This is a genomic window from Streptomyces sp. P17, from assembly GCF_032436805.1.
In the GTDB taxonomy this organism is placed as follows: domain Bacteria; phylum Actinomycetota; class Actinomycetes; order Streptomycetales; family Streptomycetaceae; genus Streptomyces.
On record NZ_JAVRBF010000185.1, the window covers coordinates 1 to 1155 of the forward strand.

Genomic DNA, 1155 nt, shown 5'->3' on the forward strand with positions numbered 1-1155 from the left:
GACCACAAGACGATCGGAACGCTCTACCTGGTCACGTCGTTCGCGTTCTTCTGCATCGGTGGCGTGCTGGCGCTGTTCATGCGCGCCGAGCTGGCCCGGCCGGGTCTGCAGATCATGTCGAACGAGCAGTTCAACCAGGCGTTCACGATGCACGGCACGATCATGCTGCTGATGTTCGCGACGCCGCTGTTCGCCGGCTTCGCGAACTGGATCATGCCGCTGCAGATCGGCGCCCCCGATGTCGCCTTCCCGCGGCTGAACATGTTCGCCTACTGGCTGTACCTGTTCGGCTCGCTGATCGCGGTCGGCGGCTTCCTCACCCCCGACGGCGCCGCCGACTTCGGCTGGTTCGCCTACAGCCCGCTGTCGGACGCGATCCGCTCGCCGGGCATCGGCGCCGACATGTGGATCATGGGTCTGGCCTTCTCCGGCTTCGGCACCATCCTCGGCTCGGTCAACTTCATCACCACGATCATCTGCATGCGCGCACCCGGCATGACGATGTTCCGCATGCCGATCTTCACCTGGAACGTGCTGCTGACCGGTGTCCTGGTCCTGCTCGCCTTCCCCGTCCTGGCCGCGGCGCTGTTCGCGCTGGAGGCGGACCGCAAGTTCGGCGCCCACATCTTCGACTCCGCCAACGGTGGCGCCCTGCTGTGGCAACACCTCTTCTGGTTCTTCGGCCATCCAGAGGTGTACATCATCGCCCTGCCGTTCTTCGGGATCATCTCCGAGGTCATCCCGGTCTTCTCCCGCAAGCCGATGTTCGGCTACATGGGCCTGATCGCGGCCACGATCTCGATCGCGGGCCTGTCCGTGACGGTGTGGGCGCACCACATGTACGTCACCGGCGGAGTGCTGCTGCCGTTCTTCTCCTTCATGACGTTCCTGATCGCCGTGCCGACCGGCGTGAAGTTCTTCAACTGGATCGGCACCATGTGGAAGGGGTCCTTGAGTTTCGAGACCCCGATGCTCTGGGCCACCGGCTTCCTGATCACCTTCGTCTTCGGCGGCCTCACGGGCGTCCTGCTCGCCTCACCACCCCTCGACTTCCACCTCTCCGACTCCTACTTCGTGGTGGCGCACTTCCACTACGTGGTGTTCGGCACCGTCGTCTTCGCGATGTTCTCCGGCTTCCACTTCTGGTGGCCGAAG

The 1155-nt window shown here is 64.2% G+C and carries 1 protein-coding gene; it reads left to right on the forward strand.

Translation table 11 applies throughout. The features are described from left to right. On the forward strand, positions 1-1155 hold a 1155-nt coding region (locus tag RMT89_RS40240), incomplete at both ends, for a cbb3-type cytochrome c oxidase subunit I (RefSeq protein ID WP_315888703.1).